Source organism: Acinetobacter pragensis (assembly GCF_001605895.1).
In the GTDB taxonomy this organism is placed as follows: domain Bacteria; phylum Pseudomonadota; class Gammaproteobacteria; order Pseudomonadales; family Moraxellaceae; genus Acinetobacter; species Acinetobacter pragensis.
In genome coordinates this window covers 89775-105500 of the sequence record NZ_LUAW01000020.1, presented here as the reverse complement: position 1 = coordinate 105500, position 15726 = coordinate 89775, and the positions used below count along the sequence as shown (strand labels likewise).

General features: G+C 45.4%; 14 protein-coding genes. 4 read left to right on the top strand and 10 right to left on the bottom strand.

The annotated features are described in order from the left end of the window. The first annotated feature begins 25 nt into the window (after nucleotides 1-25). Nucleotides 26-991, top strand: a complete 966-nt coding sequence (locus tag AZH43_RS08995) for a TauD/TfdA dioxygenase family protein (RefSeq protein WP_067668863.1) — start codon at nucleotides 26-28, stop codon at nucleotides 989-991. Nucleotides 992-1229: 238 nt separating this feature from the next. On the opposite strand, the gene sthA is transcribed toward AZH43_RS08995, so the two are convergent. Then, the gene (gene sthA, locus AZH43_RS08990; protein WP_067668861.1) at nucleotides 1230-2645 is read right to left on the bottom strand and encodes a Si-specific NAD(P)(+) transhydrogenase; all 1416 of its coding nucleotides are present in this window, start codon (nucleotides 2643-2645) and stop codon (nucleotides 1230-1232) included. 208 nt (nucleotides 2646-2853) lie between these two features. Between sthA and lipA the strand changes: the two genes are divergently transcribed. The 3 genes from lipA to AZH43_RS08975 all read left to right on the top strand — a co-directional run bounded on the left by lipA (nucleotide 2854) and on the right by AZH43_RS08975 (nucleotide 7540). Further along, nucleotides 2854-3867: a lipoyl synthase gene (gene lipA / locus AZH43_RS08985; protein ID WP_067668859.1), complete on the top strand. Its 1014-nt coding sequence runs from the start codon at nucleotides 2854-2856 to the stop codon at nucleotides 3865-3867. Between the two features lie 641 nt (nucleotides 3868-4508). Beyond that, nucleotides 4509-7022, top strand: a complete 2514-nt coding sequence (locus tag AZH43_RS08980; protein ID WP_067668857.1) for an acyl-CoA dehydrogenase — start codon at nucleotides 4509-4511, stop codon at nucleotides 7020-7022. A gap of 131 nt (nucleotides 7023-7153) precedes the next feature. Continuing rightward, the gene (locus tag AZH43_RS08975) at nucleotides 7154-7540 is read left to right on the top strand and encodes a carboxymuconolactone decarboxylase family protein (protein WP_067668855.1); all 387 of its coding nucleotides are present in this window, start codon (nucleotides 7154-7156) and stop codon (nucleotides 7538-7540) included. 61 nt (nucleotides 7541-7601) lie between these two features. Here AZH43_RS08975 and AZH43_RS08970 read toward each other — a convergent pair whose 3' ends face one another. The 9 genes from AZH43_RS08970 to AZH43_RS08930 form a co-directional block, all read right to left on the bottom strand. Beyond that, entirely contained in the window at nucleotides 7602-8474 is an 873-nt protein-coding gene (locus AZH43_RS08970; protein WP_081406795.1) for an NAD(P)-dependent oxidoreductase, read from the bottom strand. A gap of 9 nt (nucleotides 8475-8483) precedes the next feature. Then, nucleotides 8484-9836: a pyrimidine utilization transport protein G gene (rutG, locus tag AZH43_RS08965; protein WP_067668853.1), complete on the bottom strand. Its 1353-nt coding sequence runs from the start codon at nucleotides 9834-9836 to the stop codon at nucleotides 8484-8486. Nucleotides 9837-9868: 32 nt separating this feature from the next. Further along, nucleotides 9869-10405, bottom strand: a complete 537-nt coding sequence (rutF, locus tag AZH43_RS08960) for an NADH-dependent FMN reductase RutF (RefSeq protein ID WP_227509806.1) — start codon at nucleotides 10403-10405, stop codon at nucleotides 9869-9871. A 93-nt stretch (nucleotides 10406-10498) separates the two neighbouring features. Beyond that, nucleotides 10499-10879, bottom strand: a complete 381-nt coding sequence (rutC, locus tag AZH43_RS08955) for a pyrimidine utilization protein C (protein ID WP_067668849.1) — start codon at nucleotides 10877-10879, stop codon at nucleotides 10499-10501. Between the two features lie 48 nt (nucleotides 10880-10927). Next, on the bottom strand, nucleotides 10928-11683 hold the full coding sequence (gene rutB / locus AZH43_RS08950) for a pyrimidine utilization protein B (RefSeq protein ID WP_067668847.1): 756 nt from the start codon (nucleotides 11681-11683) through the stop codon (nucleotides 10928-10930). Continuing rightward, nucleotides 11680-12795 carry a pyrimidine utilization protein A gene (gene rutA, locus AZH43_RS08945; protein WP_067668845.1) on the bottom strand — a complete coding sequence of 372 codons (1116 nt, stop codon included), beginning with the start codon at nucleotides 12793-12795 and terminating at the stop codon, nucleotides 11680-11682. The genes rutB and rutA overlap by 4 nt, the downstream gene beginning before the upstream one ends. A 329-nt stretch (nucleotides 12796-13124) precedes the next feature. Next, nucleotides 13125-13922, bottom strand: a complete 798-nt coding sequence (gene rutD, locus AZH43_RS08940) for a pyrimidine utilization protein D (RefSeq protein WP_067668843.1) — start codon at nucleotides 13920-13922, stop codon at nucleotides 13125-13127. A gap of 107 nt (nucleotides 13923-14029) precedes the next feature. Beyond that, nucleotides 14030-14290: a hypothetical protein gene (locus tag AZH43_RS08935; RefSeq protein WP_067668841.1), complete on the bottom strand. Its 261-nt coding sequence runs from the start codon at nucleotides 14288-14290 to the stop codon at nucleotides 14030-14032. A gap of 137 nt (nucleotides 14291-14427) precedes the next feature. After that, nucleotides 14428-15612, bottom strand: a complete 1185-nt coding sequence (locus AZH43_RS08930; protein WP_067668839.1) for a S1C family serine protease — start codon at nucleotides 15610-15612, stop codon at nucleotides 14428-14430. Between the last annotated feature and the right edge of the window lie 114 nt (nucleotides 15613-15726).

Genomic DNA, 15726 nt, shown 5'->3' with positions numbered 1-15726 from the left:
TGAAAAATACAAAAGAGAAATAACGATGACGGTTTTAACCCAGCTTTCACAAGCTATACATGACGCACCGCGCTGGCATCAAGAAGACCAGTTTCAGAATCCTGAAGAAATTAAAATTGTTCCATTAAGCGGTGAAGCGCTTGGGGCTGCAGTTTTTGGCTTGGATGCAAAAAAAGCGCAATCGGGTGAAACAGTCTTGCGTTTAAAACAAGCGCTGGCTGAACATTTAATTTTAATTTTCAAGCAGCAAAGTTTAGATGATTTTCAATATTTGGCATTTGCCAGCTATTTTGGCTCTATTTTCCGTCCAAGTTCAGACAATCCAGTCTTGGCCACTCAGTCAGATACGGGTACACCGCCGGATGTTGTTCCTGTTTCAAATGCGGTCGGCAAAGGTGATTATACAGGCTATGGCGAGCTCTCGCCGCACGCTGACCATCAATGGACACCTCAGCCTTCTTTTGGCTCTTTACTCTACGCTATTGAACTGCCGAAAGACGGCGGGCAAACTTCTTGGTACAACACCATTAAAGCCTATGATGCTTTAGACAATGAAACCAAACAGCATTTGGACACGCTGCAGCTGATTACCTACAACCCATTTGTACGCTTCCAAAGCAATAAAGGCGCCCCCAAAGACGGCAGCTACGGTGCATTTCCCAAATACCGCTTTAAAGACCAGCCCATTCTTGGACATGCCTATCCTCATCCACTGGTCCGCACTCATCCTGAAAGCGGCCGCAAAGCGCTTTGGCTGAACACGCATAGTGAAGTGGAACTGGTGAATTATAATGACCAAGCTGGCAGTGAATTAATTGCCCAACTGCGTGAGCACATCTTAAAGCCTGAATTCCGCTACGAACATCAATGGGAACAAGGCGATATTGTTTTTTGGGACAATCAAGCGACTTTGCATTCACGCCGGCCCTTTCCAAGCGACCAGCGCCGTCTATTGAAGCGCATCAGTTTGGCAGGCGGCAGGCCTTTTTAAAGCCGTATTATAAAAAACAGTGCAAGAAATAAATTCACAGCCCGGTTGCTGTTTTTGAGCAGCGAAGCTGTAACACCAATTGCAGCCTATGGCCTATTTGGCATGAATATGGCGCAAGAAATTAAACCGGCTGTACTTAGCTTTCAGCATGAACAATGTAATTAAATATTTGACAGCCAATTAATAAAAAACCCGCAAGCTCTCACTTGCGGGTTTTTTGCTTAAGCCTACTAGATGCTTAGAACAAACGGTTCATGCCATTCAGCGTCGCCACACGGTACGCTTCAGCCATCGTCGGATAGTTGAACGTGGTTTCCACAAAATACTTAATGGTATTGTTCGGGCTGTTCATTACCGCTTGACCAATATGGATAATTTCCGCAGCGTTGTTGCCGAAGCAATGCACGCCTAGAACTTCCAATGTGTCGCGATGGAACAGAATTTTCAATTCACCGACCGTATCACCGGTAATTTGCGCACGCGCCAAGTGGCGGAATGAGGCTTGTCCAACTTCATAAGGAATTTTTTCCTCAGTCAATTGCTGCTCATTTTTACCGATCGACGAAATTTCCGGAATGGTATAAATACCTGTAGGAATATCGGTTACTGGCGCTACATCTTTTTCACCGCTCATATTGGCGCCGGCACAGCGCCCTTGGTCATAAGCGGCTGATGCCAATGACGGCCAGCCAATAACGTCGCCAGCTGCAAAGATGTTTTCGACTTCAGTCTCGTATTTTTCATTGACCGTCAATTGGCCGCGGCTATTCGGCTTAAGACCAATATTTTCAAGACCCAAACCATCGGTGTTGCCCGAACGGCCGTTACACCACAAAATAGCATCCGCTTTGATTTTTTTACCGCTTTGCAAATGCATCACGACATGATCATCAAACGTTTCCAAATGATCAATCTGTTCATTATGGCGGATCAGCACCCCTTGTTCACGCAAATGATAAGACAGCGCATCTGAAATTTCATCATCCAAATAGCTGAGCAGTTTGTGCTGGGTATTAATTAAATCGACTTTATGGTCTAGACCGATAAAGATAGAGGCATATTCACAGCCAATTACGCCTGCGCCATAAATAATGATCTTTTTAATAGAAAAATCTAAATCCAGAATTTTGTCCGAATCAAATACACGCGGATGATTGAAATCTAAAATATCCGGACGGTAAGGACGTGAACCAGTCGCAATCACCAGCTGCTGGAAAACAATGGTTTCTGTAATACCGTCTGGGCTAAACACCAAAATTGTATTTTTGTCCTGCACATACGCGCGGCCATGAAACACATCAATCTTGTTGCGGTCGTAAAACCGTGAATGCGTATCTACCTGCAGCTGAATCACTTTATGTGCATTACGAAGCACTTGCTTCATGGTGAACTGCTTCCAGTCCCCCACTTTTTGGAACATTGGGTCACGCTGATAGCGGATAATGCTAGAGACTGTCTGACGCAATGCTTTACTTGGAATTGTACCCACATGAGTACAGTTGCCGCCAAGCTGCTCTCGCATATCAACAATAGCAACACGCTTGCCGGATTTAGCAAGTTTCATTGCTGCGCCTTCGCCCGCAGGGCCTGAACCGAGAACTACCGCATCGTATTTCACGAAATTCCCACTAATGACCTCTTTCTTACGTGGCATTCAACGCTCCTTCAAAATAACTTATTACTTATCTTCCGCATATTATGACGCAATTAATGGCATTTTGCTGTATTTAGCTTACATATATTAAATGATGACTACATTTAGTAAATGAATAGTATTTTTGCCCCATCATTTTGCATTTCCGTTATAATAAAACTGTTATTTTTTAGAATATCTCCCCGTCAAAACAGTGGAAAAGTTGAATATGTCTGAAAACCGTAAACCAGAACAGGGTGTCAAACTTCGCGGCGCAGAAAAAGTTGCCCGTATTCCTGTAAAAGTTATTCCTACGGTTGAAGCCCCTCGCAAGCCAGATTGGATTCGCGTAAAAATGGCGGCCCCGGATGAAGTGCAGCGGATTAAAACAACTTTGCGCGCGCAAAAATTGCATACGGTCTGTGAAGAAGCCGCGTGCCCAAATTTACCTGAATGTTTTGGCGGCGGTACCGCCACATTTATGATTATGGGCGATATCTGCACCCGCCGCTGCCCATTCTGTGACGTTGCCCATGGCCGCCCAAATGCGCTGGATGCAGATGAACCGCGCCATATGGCTGAAACCATTGCCAACCTTGGCCTGAAATATGCCGTCATTACTTCAGTAGATCGTGACGACTTAATCGATGGCGGCGCGCAGCATTTTGTCGACTGCATTAAAGAAGCGCGTGATTTAAGCCCGAAAACTTTACTTGAAATTTTGGTGCCTGACTTCCGCGGCCGCATGGATGTTGCATTGCGCATCATGACGGAATGCCCGCCCGATGTGTTTAACCACAATATTGAAACTGTGCCTCGCCTGTATAAAGCGATGCGTCCAGGTTCTGACTATCAGCACTCTTTAAATCTGCTTAAAATGTTTAAAGAATACTGTCCAGATGTTCCGACCAAATGCGGCCTGATGGTCGGTATTGGTGAAACTGAAGAAGAAGTCATTGCCTTGCTGGATGACCTTAAAGCGCACGACGTTGACTATGTAACTATTGGTCAGTATCTTCAGCCATCTAAAGAGCATGCGCCGATTGACCGCTTTGTAACACCTGAAGAATTTGAGCGTTACACTGCACACGGTCAGAAACTGGGCTTTAGAAATATTTGGGCGGCGCCAATGGTGCGTTCAAGCTACTTTGCAGACCGTCAATACTACGGCGAGCCAGTACCTGCTGTACGCCATAAAACCGATCCAGCTAAAAAAATTGCGGTGCAAACCATTGAAGCATAACTGCCAATTAAATTTAAAATAGACAGTTAAAGCCCTCAGTTGTTGAGGGCTTTTTACTTTTCACATAGCGCTTCATCAGTTTTTAACACACTGCTTTTCAGCAAAGATTAGGAACTTATCTTTCTAAATGCATTGATGCCGCAAAGGCACGCCCTCTCCTCAGTGTTCAATCTATGAAGCCAGCTATCAACCCGCTCCTCAGATCATGAAATGCATAAGCTGTGCATAATTTATCGGTTCCTTCAGCATTATCAATAGCCATGATTACGATCAAAGCATGAAGAAAATGAATCAAAATAAAAAAGCATGCATGCTGTTCTCAGCTAAATAAATCGGTCATCAAAATACGCTGAGTTGAGCTGCTGTTCACCCAGTGCAAATTACGTTATGTGACATTTCTTTGCGTGAATAAGATTGCTTTAAGTTTATTTTTCAACCAATCTGTAGTTAACCATATTATTTGCTCTTTCATTGTGTTAGAGCGATTTCACAATAACATGCATCAGTTGAAGCGCGCCGGATGCAATTTAACGGTATATAAAACCTCCAACCATGAAGCTGAAAATTTGATGTCTTATACCGCTATCTTGCAGTAATCAGGTGCTCGCCCAGCTATGCTCTTGCCACTGGAGCCAATAATAATGCTATTTCTTCTCAGTGCCGTTCTATTGATTTTTGCCCTTTGGGCGGTCTTTTTCTTTGAATTGTCACGAATGGCCGGTGCAATCGCATTGATTATTGCATCTGTTGCGGCTGCATTTATCAGTCCATGGTCACTTCTTTTAGGAATACCGATAGGCTTGCTTAGCCTGATTGTACTGATTGAACCGCTGCGCATGAATATTATAACAAAACCTGCTTATAAGGCATTAGCGAATGCCATGCCAAGCATGAGCAGCACCGAACGTGAAGCGCTGGACGCAGGCACCAGCTGGTGGGAAAAAGAATTGTTTATGGGGGCCCCGGATTGGAAGAAATTTGATGCCTATCCCTATCCGCAGCTCAGTACGGAGGAACAGGCTTTTTTAGACAATGAAGTAGAACAGCTCTGCACCATGCTGAATGAATGGGATATTCATCATAAATATAAAGATTTGCCGCCGGAAGCATGGCAATTCATCAAAGACAATGGTTTTCTGGGCCTTGTCATTCCCAAAGAATATGGCGGCCGCGCGTTCAGCTCATTTGCGCAAAGCCGTGTTATGAGTAAAATTGCATCCAGATCATTAACGGCAGCTGTCAGTTGCATGGTGCCTAACTCTTTAGGACCCGGAGAGCTGCTTTTACATTATGGTACAGATGCGCAGAAAGACCGCTATTTGCCGGGCCTCGCCAAAGGCACCGAAATACCGTGCTTTGGCCTGACCAACCCCGAAGCGGGTTCCGATGCAGGCGCTATTCCAGATACTGGCGTGGTTTGTTATGGCACATTTGAAGGCCAGCAGGTTTTAGGCCTGAATATGAACTTTTCTAAGCGCTGGATTACCCTTGCCCCAATTGCTACGGTCATTGGTCTGGCTTTTAAACTCTATGACCCTGAAGGCCTGCTGGGGGATAAAAATAAAACCGAATACGGCATTACCTGCGCACTGCTGCCCGCCAGCCATGACGGTGTTGTGACTGGCCCTCGGCACAATCCGGGGTCCCCGTTCATGAATGGTACAGTGGAAGGCCAAAATGTCTTTATTCCGCTGGACTGGATTATTGGCGGTATTGAAAATGCAGGCAAAGGCTGGCGCATGCTGATGGAATGTCTGGCGGTCGGCCGCGGTATTTCACTGCCCGCCCTCTCTACGGCTGCAGGTGAAATGACGTATTTAAATGTGGGTGCATTTGCCAAAGTCCGCCAACAATTCAAAATCTCTGTCGGCAATTTTGAAGGCGTACAGGAAGCATCCAGCGATATCGCCAGCAATGCCTATATGCTTGAAGCTTTTCGCTATTTGGTTACCTGCGGTTTGAATCAGGGCGGTAAACCCTCCGTCATGACAGCAATGGCCAAATACTATGCTACAGAAACTATGCGCAAAGTGGTCAATCATGGCATGGACATTGTCGGCGGCCGCGCTGTACAGCATGGGCCGCGGAATTTCTTAGCGCTGAATTATCAGGCTATTCCAGTGTCTATTACTGTTGAAGGCGCCAACATTCTCAGCCGCTCGCTGATGATTTTCGGTCAAGGCTCTATGCGCTGCCATCCCTATTTATTTGAAGAACTGCAATTGCTGCAGGCAGAGGATAAAAATTCAGCGCTTCAATCGTTTAATGACATGCTGTTCAAGCATTTAGGCTACACCTTTAACCGTACAGCCCGCGCCTTGGCTTATGCGTTTACGGGAGGTTCATCTAATTCCCCAGAAGATGCAGATGAATTCAGCCGTCCTTATTATCGAAAAATCAACCGTTTCAGTGCTGACTTTGCTGTTACAGCAGATATGTGCCTAGGGTTGCTGGCAGGCGATATTAAGCGTAAAGAAATGCTGTCTGGCCGCCTTGCGGATATTCACTCACATTTGTTCATTGCCACGGCCATTCTTAAATATTATGCACACGGTCAAAGAACACCCGCAGAACAAATGCATGCCCAGCTCGCCTTGGATAAATCACTCTGTAAAGTGCAGGACGCTTTTTACGGGCTATTTGAAAACTTTCCAATTCGGCTGGCGTCATGCCTTGTTAAGCTGATTTGCTTTCCATTTGGGCGGGCAGCCATTCAGCCTTCTGACAAACTGAAACGTGAAGCCGCTGAATATATGATGCAGGATAATGCTTTCCGGCAAGAACTGAAAAAGCATGTGTATTACAGCACAGCAGCGGATGAGGTTTCAGGCCGCATGGAAAATGCATTCCTGCAGCTGCTGAAAATTGAACCGCTGTGGGACAAATTTAAAAAAGCGGAATCTAAAGGCCAGTTTAAAGGCCTGACCTTTGAAGCGCATATTGCAGATGCGCTCGCCCAAAGCTTCATAAGTGAAGACGAAGCGCGGCAGCTGACTGAATACAATATACAGCGCTATGACAGCATGTTGACCGACATATTTGATATGCAGCTGCTTCACGAACTGCCTGTGCCAAATCCGCATAAGCCTGCTGATGCACAGCCTGAGAAACAGCAGCACACCGACGATGCGCCAGAAGCATTTCTGCGCTATTAACCGGTTCAACATGCAAAATCAGCAGTATTTTCGGCTGCTGATTTTGCTTTTGTACGACCATCAGCCAATGGATTCTATACTCAAGACGTATAGGCTATAACCTAAAATTAGGTCATCAAAGAGTATGCCGCATGTCACAGCAAGATTATGAAAATGGCTTAAAAGTCCGTACTGAAGTTATGGGCGAGAGCTTTGTCAAACGCGCACAGGACAATACCGTGCCATTTACCCAGCCTTTACAGGACTGGATCAATGAGCATGCCTGGGGCTCGACTTGGCAGCGTGAAGGTGTGCTTCCACGCAAATACCGCTCATTGATTACCATTGCATTTCTAACTGCTCAGAAAAGTCCAACTGAACTTAAAGGCCATGTGCGCGGCGCGCTGAACAACGGCGCAACAGTTGAAGAAATTCAGGAAGTGCTGCTGCATAGCCTGCCATACTGCGGTGCACCAGCAACACAAGAAGCTTTCCGCGCAGCTTTAGAAGTCATCAATGACTATCAAAAAACCGAATAAATGGCTTTTCTGCGCATAAAGTAAAAAACCGCATTTTTGCGGTTTTTTACTTGCAACAATCTTAAGACAATTCAATTTGGTTGATTTGTTCCAAACTTTGTACCGCTGCGGAAAAGTCCAGCTGCTGAGCCAGCTGTTTCTCAATCAAGTTAAATTGCGACTGCACCAAATGCATTGCAGGCAGCTGTAAATTTTCTTCTGCAATCAAATTGACTGCAATGCCAATATCTTTTTGCAATAAATCCAAAGCAAAGGTTTTGTCAAAACGTCGGTTCAGCACCCGCTGCGCCATAATGTTTTCCGACATGCTGCTTTTACCGCTGGAGTGATTAATGCAATTCAGCGCCGAACTCAAATCTACATGTTTTGACTTCAATAAAGTCAAGCCTTCTGCCAGCGCCCATAAATGCGCAGCCATCAAGGTATTATTTACGGCTTTGACAGCAAAGCCCGCACCGCTTTCCCCTACATGTTCAATCAACCCTGAAAAAGCGTCAATAACCGGTTGCGCTCGGGCAAAGGCCTCCGCATCTCCACCGATCATGACGGTTAATGTCCCCCGTTCAGCGCCAATCGTTTGCCCAGAAACTGGCGCATCCAGATAAACTGCGCCCAAAGCATTTAATTGCTGGCTTAGACGCTGCGCTGATTCAGGCACACCGCTGGTGCAGTCAATCCAAATACTCCCGGCTTTAGGCGGATGCGCCGCGATCAGCTGTTCAACATCAGCACTGGTTGGCAGGCAAGAAAAAATGAAATCGGCTTGTACCACTTCTTCAATTGAGACCGCCTGTGTTCCAAAAGCCTTCGCATGCGCTGCAGCCTTGTCAAAATTTCGGTTCCACACTAGGACATCTAAACCAGTTTTCGGCAAATGGGATGCCATATGCCAGCCCATTGCTCCAAGTCCAATAAATGCTGCACGTTGATTCAAAATAATCTCCTAGTGTTGTACGGCAGAAGGTGCAGATGCGGATTCATCTTCTACAGCATCAACTTTTGCTTCACCGCGGTTTAAAAATAAATTCAGGAAAATCGCGGCCAACGTAGCGGTGCCAATCCCGCCCAAATCAAAACTGCCGATATGCAAGCTCAGGTTTCCTGCGCCCATAATCAGGCTGACTGCAGCAATTAATAGCGTGCTGTTTTTTGTAAAATCGACTTTATGATCAATCCAGATTTTAGCGCCGGCAATGGTAATTAAACCGAACACAACAATTGAAGCGCCGCCTAACAGTGCAACTGGAATGGTGCTGATCACCGCGCCGAACTTTGGCGATAAGCCCAGAAGAATGGCAAAGATGCCGGCAATCACAAAAATAGTGGTTGAATAGACTTTGGTCACCGCCATCACGCCGATATTTTCCGCATAAGTCGTCATGCCAGTCCCGCCTACAGAGGCTGACATGGTGGTACAAAGACCATCCGCCAAAAAGGCGCGGCCCATATACGGGTCTAAATTTTTACCGGTCATGGCAGACACGGCTTTAAAGTGGCCCAAGTTTTCTGCAACCAAAATCAGCGCAACGGGGGCAATCAACAGCATGGCATTCGCTTCAAACACAGGCGCATGGAATGTTGGCAAGCCAAACCAAGCGGCATTGCTGATCACGCTGAAATCAATCGGTGTGCCCAACCCCATAACATTGGTCAATAAGAAATACACAAAATATGCAGTAATTAAGCCGATCAGCAGCAATAAGCGGCGCACCATCCCTCGAGTAAATACCGCGACGGTGCAAATGCACAGTATGGTCACAACAGCCATCCATGTATCAAATGAACTGGCAGATACGCTTTTAATTGTGACTGGCGCTAAGTTCAGGCCAATAATCATTACAATTGCACCTGTGACAATCGGCGGCATGAGCTTCTCAATCCAGGCTGTGCCCGTTTTCATCACCACTAACCCGATACCTGCATAAATCAGGCCGCAGGCAATTGTACCGCCTAGCGCCAATGCGATATTGGGGTTTGACCCCGCCCCGCTGTACCCTGTGGCTGCAGCCACTGCGCCAATAAATGCAAAGCTTGAACCCAGATAGCTCGGCATGCGGCCGCCGGTCATTAAAAAGAATAAGACGGTGCCGATCCCAGTAATGAAAATGGTTAAGTTCGGGTCAAATCCCATCAATAAAGGTGCAAGCACTGTCGCGCCAAACATAGCGAATGCATGCTGCAATCCAAGCACTATGCTTTTTGCAGGAGGTAAGTACTCGTCCGTTTGTACCGGTGTTGTATCGAGATTGCCTTGATAAGGCTTAAATTTTGGAAACCACGTTTCTTTTGCATTCATAGGGTTCCCCCTCCTTCAGATGGGACTGAATCTCAGTTCATAGGTTGCGGTTCACAATAGCTTTTGTTGAAATACATCAGAGCGTTTAAGCCATCCTGACGCTGCATGGCTTTCACCTCGCAAATCAGTACATCATGGCTGCCCACAGACATGGTTTGCACCACTTCGCAGTCAAAGGAAACCAACGCATCTTCTAAAACAGGCGCTTGCGTCACTAAAGCATTCCAAACACCATGCGAAAAGCGTTCCTGCATTGGAGTTTTTCCGCCAAATAAATTGGAAAGATGGCTTTGCTGTGCATTCAAAGTATTTACACACAGTACTTTGTTGGCCTTAAAGGTTTCAAATACAGACGCTGAGCGGTTTAAGCACACCAGCAAAGTTGGCGGCGTGTCCGTTACACTGCACACAGCAGAAGCGGTAAACCCGGCTTGGCCTGCATCCCCCTGAGTGGTGATCACATTCACCGCTGCACCCAAATTGGACATCCCTTGGCGGAACAGCTGCTGATCAACCTCAAAGCAGGCATGCGTCATGGGCTTGTGCAAGTGTTCTTCACTGTTCATCATTTCAGTGGTCATTAATTTGCTGTTCATGCCAATCTCCCGGACTGAAATCTGCCCTGCAGCCTTTCAGTCCTTTGTTATTGTTAAAGCCTATATTTACACATGCGCGATAGAAGCAATTTCAACCAGAGCGTCTGGCTTCACCAAACCTGTCTGTACGCAGTAGCGGGCCGGCTTGTTCTCAGGAAAGTACTCGGCATAGACCGCATTGATCGCTGCATAATCGGCCCAGTCTTTGACAAATACATGATTAAACGTCACGTCATCCATGGTGCCGCCAGCAGCTTTCAGCACTTTTTTAATGGTTTCTAAAATATGGCGGGCTTGTGCGGCTGCATCGCCGACATGCACCACGTTATTGTTTTCATCAAATGCAAGCGTGCCTGATACGTAGACAATGTTGTCCGCTTTAGTAGCAGGAACAAATGGTGCAAGCGGCGCGCCTGTTCCTTCTGGGACAATAATTTCTTTAGGCATAACAATCTCCAAATGCTTTCTATATTTGCTGAATATCTTAAATACGGATTAGGCGGATTTTTCGAGCTGCACTTGCGGCTGAAAAGTTTCAACGAAATTTTTTGTGTCTGACACCCATCCAAAGAACGTCTTAATATTGAATAGGCTTGCTGCATGCGCTTCGGCTGGGCCGGCTTGATAGCAGGCATCATCCAATGCAACACCAAAATATTCGAGAAAGAAGCCATCCCTTAAAGTGGATTCAACGCACACGTTTGTAGCAATGCCGACAAAAACTAAATTTCGAATACCGCGGCACCGCAGCATGCTGTCCAAGGCCGTATTAAAGAAACCGCTGTAACGTGGCTTTTCAATCACCAAGTCTTGAGGCAAAGGCTTCAGTTCATCAATCAGCTCAAAATCCCAATGCCCTTTCGCCAATAAAGTGCCTTGCAGTTCAGGATTTTTACGCATGGTTTTCAGCGCATTCGATTTATGAAAATTCGGCGAATCAATCCCCCCTGCTTCACGGTATTGATCATCCCAGCCATTTTTAAAATAGATGACTTGAATGCCGGCTTCGTGAGCAGCAGCGACTGCTTTTTGAATATTTTCAACAACAGGTTTAGTTTTCGAAACATCAAAACCCGCCAAGTCCAAATAGCCGCCCATAGAGGTATAGGCATTTTGCATATCAATCACGATTAATGCCGTTTGCTCTGGGGCAAGCATTAATGCTTCTGGCGCTGCAGCCAGCACTTTTCCTGTACCTGTTTTGGCGGTGAAACCGCTGCAGACGACCGTTTCAGTATTCAATGGGTTCATGCTGATTTCTCCAAAAGTGTGATTGCAGATTCATCTTCTTCAATGACAACACCTTGGCGGCTTTTCATCAGCGGTTGAATTTTTTGACCGAAATCTTCAACACCTTGAATAAAATCATCAAACGTTAATAAAATGCCGCCCGTTCCTTCGATGCTGTCCAGTTCATCCAGCATTTTTGCGACATTTTCAAATGAACCCACCAAGGTGCCCATATTGATATTGACAGGTGAAACGCTTGAGGCCATTTGACGGATATTGGTATCACTGCCAGAAGAAGTATCTTTCCCGCCTTGATTTTTCAGCCAGTTGATTGCCTCCATATCCGCGCCATCGTTATAGCTTTGCCATTTGGCAAAAGCGGCTTCGTCGGTTTCAGCAGCAATCACCATAAACAGGACAAAGGTTTGCACATCTCTGCCTGTAACATCTGTATGCGCTTTCAAGCGGTCATTGATTTCTGCAAATGCCGTCGGGGTATTCAAGCCTTTGCCAAAGACAAAGTTGTAATCCGCATATTTTGCTGAAAAAGCCAAACCTGAATCTGATTGCCCTGCACAAATGATTTTCATGTCTGCTTGCGGCGTTGGACTGACTCGGCAATCTTCCATTTGGAAGTGCTCGCCTTTAAAATTTGATTTGCCTGTAGCCCACAAATCACGCAGCACATGCACATATTCAGACAAATATTCATAGCGCTTGCCAAAGTATTCATCACCTGGCCACATCCCCATTTGCGTGTATTCAGGCGCCTGCCAGCCAGTGACAACGTTTAAGCCAAAACGGCCATTTGAGATTGAATCAATCGTAGCCGCCATGCGCGCCACAATCGCAGGAGGCATCACCAGCGTCGCGGCAGTCGCATAAATTTGGATCTTGCTGGTCACAGCCGCCAAGCCAGCCATTAAGGTGAACGTTTCTAAGTTATGATCCCAAAATTCCGTTTTACCGCCAAAACCGCGCAGTTTGATCATGGAAAGCGCAAAGTCAAAACCATAATGTTCAGCACGCTGCACAATGTGTTTATTCATCTCAAAACTTGGTTTGTACTGCGGTGCATTTTCAGAAAGTAACCAGCCATTATTGCCAATTGGACAGAAGATACCGATTTTCATATTAACCACCTCATTTTTACCAATCTGTAAAAAAATAAAACTTAGATTAAAAAATTACTTATGTTTGATATTTAGCAAATGCTGTGCCAATATTTTTATAATGTTATATATCAATATTTTAAAGTTTAACTATTTTACTATTTAGTAAAATATTCAAAAAAATGAATGCCCGGTTTTAGGATGTTTTGTTTTAAAAGAGTGCAATTTACGAACTAAGATATGGCTAGGCAATTAAAAAAACTCATCAGTAGCCAATTGAATATTTTTTACTTCCTGTTAAAAAGCCCGATATTTCTACCGGGCTTTTCTCTAAAAATAATTTACCAATCCTAATGCAAGAGAAATTCCAGCAGCGCATTATTAATGCTTTCTGTTTCGGTCACCGTCGAAGCGTGCGCGCCTGTGGGGAAAATATTCATTTTTCCCTGTCCCAATACTTGCTGTAAATCTGCTGATTTCTTGACTGGCACCAAAAAGTCATCCTGATTTGCAATCAGCTGTACCGGTGTCTGCAGCAAAGCGCTAGCATGCTGTTCATCTACAGTAAATTGCTGTAAGGCTTGCAACCGCATTAATACATTATGGGCGGGCGGAAAATTCTGCAGCTGCATATTTTCAGCGTGTTCAAGTGTTTTACTTTGCTCTGAAATCCATTGCGGCGGATAAAGAAACAGCGCTTGCGCGCGCACATAGGCATCTGAACCGCTGTGTTTGAGTAAGCTGATGCGCGCCTGAAAGCATTTACGGGTATGCGGATCCAATTGATCCCAAGCATTGATGCAGCTGAGGCTGGTCATTTGAATTGCCTCTTGGTTTTCTGTCAAAAGCCTAGCCAGCTCAAGACCAATATGACCGCCCAAAGCATGACCGACAAAGCGGAAATGCTGAATTCCAGCCTCCTTTACAATATTCAGAACCTGCTGCGCCATATGACGCATGCTGTAATCCGATGGCAAATTTTCAGCCCCGGCATGGCAGCCTTCCTGATCATACGTCAATACATGAAAATGCCGCTGCAATGCTTCCAGCTGGGGCTGCCAAAAGATGCCATGCCCGCCTAAACCGGATGAAAGAATAAGGTATTCTGCTGGTTTGTTCGCTGAACAATGATGAATTCGATAGTGCATGAAAGACCTGGCTGCTTGATAGTTATTTTACCATTCAGCAAAAACTGTGCCGTATCTCGCCAATACTTTCATCAAAATCCAATGCTGTGCGTTAAACAGTCAAAGCTTCAAATCCAATAGACATTTACACTGTAGAAAAATTCATTGACCTCAAAACGCACTTGATAGCCCAGCTCTGTCAATTCCGCTGACAGGCCGCGGATATCCGCCAAAGGCAAATGCTTGGGCAGCACGGTAAATACCGCCGTATTCCCCTGCTGCGCATTGCTTTCAATCATTTGCGCCAAACGGGTTTTATACAGATCAATATTTAAATTGGCATTTTCGGACAGCTCTTTAGCTACGGCTGCCGTAATAAAACTTGTCATTGTTATACTCATTATTTTATAAGTGCTGATTCATTAAAATAATCCAGCTGGAACAAAATTCTATTGAAATTTTGCAGCTGATTATTTGTACACCCATAAAAAATCCCTCACGAAGAGGGATTTGAATACGAGTAAATCTATCGAGGCAACGGAATATATTGCGCCTCGGCATTTTGCTCTGGAGTTTTCCGCTCGGTAATAGTCACATTTACAGTCATAGGTTTTTGATTACGCTCAATAGAAAGCTGAACAGTACTGTTGGGCGGCTGTAAAGCGACGTAATTGATCAAGTGTGAAGCTGAAGTGATGGCTTCATTATTGACCTTCAAAATTTTATCGCCGCGTTTGATGCCGGCTTTACCAGCAGGACCCAATGGCAGCACATCAGCCACAATTACGCCCTGCTCTTTAGGCTCAAACACATTGTCCTGATTCACCGCCTGCACGCTAATACCCAAATAGCCGCGGACGACCCGGCCATCTTTCAGGATCGCATTCAGCACTTGCTGGCAAATTTTTGCAGGAATGGCAAAGCCAATGCCCAGTGAACCGCCGGATTGCGAGAAGATTGCTGTATTCACACCGATTAAATTGCCGGCAACATCAATTAAAGCGCCGCCTGAATTGCCCGGGTTAATTGCAGCATCAGTCTGAATAAAGTCTTCATAGGTGTTAATGCCTAAGTCAGAACGGCCTGTTGCAGAAATAATCCCCTGCGTTACAGTCTGCCCCACGCCAAATGGGTTGCCGATAGCCAAAACAACATCTCCCACCTCATTGCCGCTGAGTTTGAACGGCAGAACAGGAAGCTGATTCATTTCAATTTTAATCACAGCTAAATCTGTATCTGGGTCTGTACCCACCACTTTTGCAGATGCGCGTCTTCCATCATGCAAACCGACAATGATTTGATCTGCCTGAGCAATCACGTGATTATTGGTTAGAATATAGCCATCAGGACTGACAATGACGCCTGACCCCAAGCTGTTTTCATTTGGATCCTGCTTCAACTGATCTGGCAGCTGATTACCGAAAAATTCACGGAATGCCGGATCATTTAATAAAGGATGGTCTAATTGTTTAACTTTTTGCGTTGTAAAAATATTGACCACAGCAGGCGCTGCGACTTTAACTGCTGCATTGTAAGAAACTACACCGCCTGTACGGGATGTATTAACTAAAGGTTCAACTTTTTCTGCAGGTAATTTCACCCCATCAGGTGTCATAGGCGCTTTGGGTTTCTGCAGCTGCTGCCAGCCCAAAAAACCCAAAATTACGATAATCAGCAGCACCCAAGGTAACCAAGTAAAGCTCCGGCGCACAGTTATATCCTCTAAAATTTTTAATTGTTGATGGTTCAGTTATTTAACTCATATTGTAATGTAAATTTTCAAACTGGCTTCAAAAAAATCACATAGTTTTGTGCTGCTTTAGTT